Raw genomic sequence first — 3212 nt, 5'->3', positions numbered from 1 at the left:
CGCACGAAGAAAATGCGATAGCATTTTTGAGGAGCCGAAGCTAGACAATTTATGGAACACACGTAAATGTGTGACAAACGTCTTTGTCTTGTCAGTTTTGAGGGTTCAATACTCTCAATCATTATTCGTTCTTTGAAAACTAGATAACAATGTAAGGCAAAAAATACCGAGTAAACATTAAAATGGATGTAATGATCGCTCATTACTGAAATTTATATCTTTTTAACGGTTAAGTTAGAAAGGGCGCACGGTGGATGCCTTGGCACTAGGAGCCGATGAAGGACGGGACTAACACCGATATGCTTCGGGGAGCTGTAAGTAAGCTTTGATCCGGAGATTTCCGAATGGGGAAACCCCCTCTTCGTAATGGAAGAGGATCCTTATCTGAATTCATAGGGTAAGGAAGGCACACCCAGGGAACTGAAACATCTAAGTACCTGGAGGAAGAGAAAGAAACTTCGATTCCCTGAGTAGCGGCGAGCGAAACGGGAAGAGCCCAAACCAAGAGGCTTGCCTCTTGGGGTTGTAGGACACTCAATACGGAGTGATAAAAGAACGGAGTAGATGAAGCGATCTGGAAAGGTCCGTCAGAGAAGGTAACAACCCTGTAATCAAAACTCTCGTTCTCTCCTGAGTGGATCCTGAGTACGGCGGAACACGTGAAATTCCGTCGGAAGCTGGGAGGACCATCTCCCAAGGCTAAATACTCCCTAGTGACCGATAGTGAACCAGTACCGTGAGGGAAAGGTGAAAAGTACCCCGGAAGGGGAGTGAAAGAGTACCTGAAACCGTGTGCTTACAAGTAGTCAGAGCACAATTATGTGTGATGGCGTGCCTTTTGTAGAATGAACCGGCGAGTTACGATCCTATGCAAGGTTAAAGTGGAAACTGGAGCCGTAGCGAAAGCGAGTCTGAATAGGGCGAATAAGTATAGGGTCGTAGACCCGAAACCAGGTGATCTACCCATGTCCAGGGTGAAGGTAAGGTAACACTTACTGGAGGCCCGGACCCACGCACGTTGAAAAGTGCGGGGATGAGGTGTGGGTAGCGGAGAAATTCCAATCGAACTTGGAGATAGCTGCTTCTCTCCGAAATAGCTTTAGGGCTAGACTCAAGATAAGAGTATTGGAGGTAGAGCACTGTTTGGACTAGGGGCCCTCATCGGGTTACCGAATTCAGATAAACTCCGAATGCCAAATACTTATGCTTGGGAGTCAGACTACGAGTGCTAAGATCCGTGGTCAAAAGGGAAACAGCCCAGACCGCCAGTTAAGGTCCCAAAGTATACGTTAAGTGGAAAAGGATGTGGAGTTGCATAGACAACCAGGATGTTGGCTTAGAAGCAGCCACCATTTAAAGAGTGCGTAATAGCTCACTGGTCGAGTGACTCTGCGCCGAAAATGTACCGGGGCTAAACGTATCACCGAAACTGCGGATAGACTCTGTTAGAGTCTATGGTAGGAGAGCGTTCTAAATGCGTAGAAGCTAGACCGAGAGGACTGGTGGAGCGTTTAGAAGTGAGAATGCCGGTATGAGTAGCGAAAGATGGGTGAGAATCCCATCCACCGAATGCCTAAGGTTTCCTGAGGAAGGCTCGTCCGCTCAGGGTTAGTCGGGACCTAAGCTGAGGCCGAAAGGCGTAGGCGATGGACAACAGGTTGATATTCCTGTACCACCTATGGATTCGTTTGAGTGATGGAGTGACGCAGGAGGATAGGGTAAGCGCGGCGCTGGTCGTCCGCGTCCAAGCAATAAGAGGGGTCGTGAGGCAAATCCTTATGACCATAACCTCAAGTTGTGATTGGCGAGGGAAATTTAAGTACCGAAGTTCCTGATTTCACACTGCCAAGAAAAGCTTCTAGCGAGAATCCGGGTGCCCGTACCGCAAACCGACACAGGTAGGCGAGGAGAGAATCCTAAGGTGAGCGAGAGAACTCTCGTTAAGGAACTCGGCAAAATGACCCCGTAACTTCGGGAGAAGGGGTGCTCTTGTGGGTGTAAGCCCGCGAGAGCCGCAGTGAATAGGCCCAGGCGACTGTTTAGCAAAAACACAGGTCTCTGCAAAGCCGAAAAGGCGAAGTATAGGGGCTGACGCCTGCCCGGTGCTGGAAGGTTAAGAGGAGAGGTTAGCTTGAAGCGAAGCTTCGAATTGAAGCCCCAGTAAACGGCGGCCGTAACTATAACGGTCCTAAGGTAGCGAAATTCCTTGTCGGGTAAGTTCCGACCCGCACGAAAGGCGTAACGATCTGGGCACTGTCTCAACGAGAGACTCGGTGAAATTATAGTACCTGTGAAGATGCAGGTTACCCGCGACAGGACGGAAAGACCCCGTGGAGCTTTACTGTAGCCTGATATTGAATTTTGGTATAGCTTGTACAGGATAGGTAGGAGCCGGAGAAGTGGGAGCGCCAGCTTCCATGGAGGCGACCTTGGGATACTACCCTGGCTGTATTGAAATTCTAACCCGCAAGCCTTAGCGGCTTGGGAGACAGTGTCAGGTGGGCAGTTTGACTGGGGCGGTCGCCTCCTAAAAGGTAACGGAGGCGCCCAAAGGTTCCCTCAGAATGGTTGGAAATCATTCGCAGAGTGTAAAGGCACAAGGGAGCTTGACTGCGAGACCTACAAGTCGAGCAGGGACGAAAGTCGGGCTTAGTGATCCGGTGGTTCCGCATGGAAGGGCCATCGCTCAACGGATAAAAGCTACCCCGGGGATAACAGGCTTATCTCCCCCAAGAGTCCACATCGACGGGGAGGTTTGGCACCTCGATGTCGGCTCATCGCATCCTGGGGCTGTAGTCGGTCCCAAGGGTTGGGCTGTTCGCCCATTAAAGCGGTACGCGAGCTGGGTTCAGAACGTCGTGAGACAGTTCGGTCCCTATCCGTCGTGGGCGCAGGAAATTTGAGAGGAGCTGTCCTTAGTACGAGAGGACCGGGATGGACGCACCGCTGGTGTACCAGTTGTCTTGCCAAAGGCATCGCTGGGTAGCTATGTGCGGAAGGGATAAGTGCTGAAAGCATCTAAGCATGAAGCCCCCCTCGAGATGAAATTTCCCATTCCTTTATGGAAGTAAGAACCCTTGAAGATGACAAGGTTGATAGGTCCGAGGTGGAAGCACGGTGACGTGTGGAGCTGACGGATACTAATCGTTCGAGGACTTAACCAACAGAATTTATTTACTCGGTAAGTAGCCTTACGTTATCTAGTTTTGAGA

General features: G+C 50.4%; 1 rRNA gene. It reads left to right on the top strand.

What is annotated here, in order from left to right:
• Window positions 1–227 precede the first annotated feature (227 nt).
• A 23S ribosomal RNA gene (locus ACR0B5_RS22810) occupies window positions 228–3164 on the top strand.
• Window positions 3165–3212 lie beyond the last annotated feature (48 nt).

The organism is Ruegeria sp. AG1, from assembly GCF_056541705.1.
Note: the sequence above shows the minus strand (reverse complement) of the source record. Positions and strands in the feature narration are given on the sequence as shown.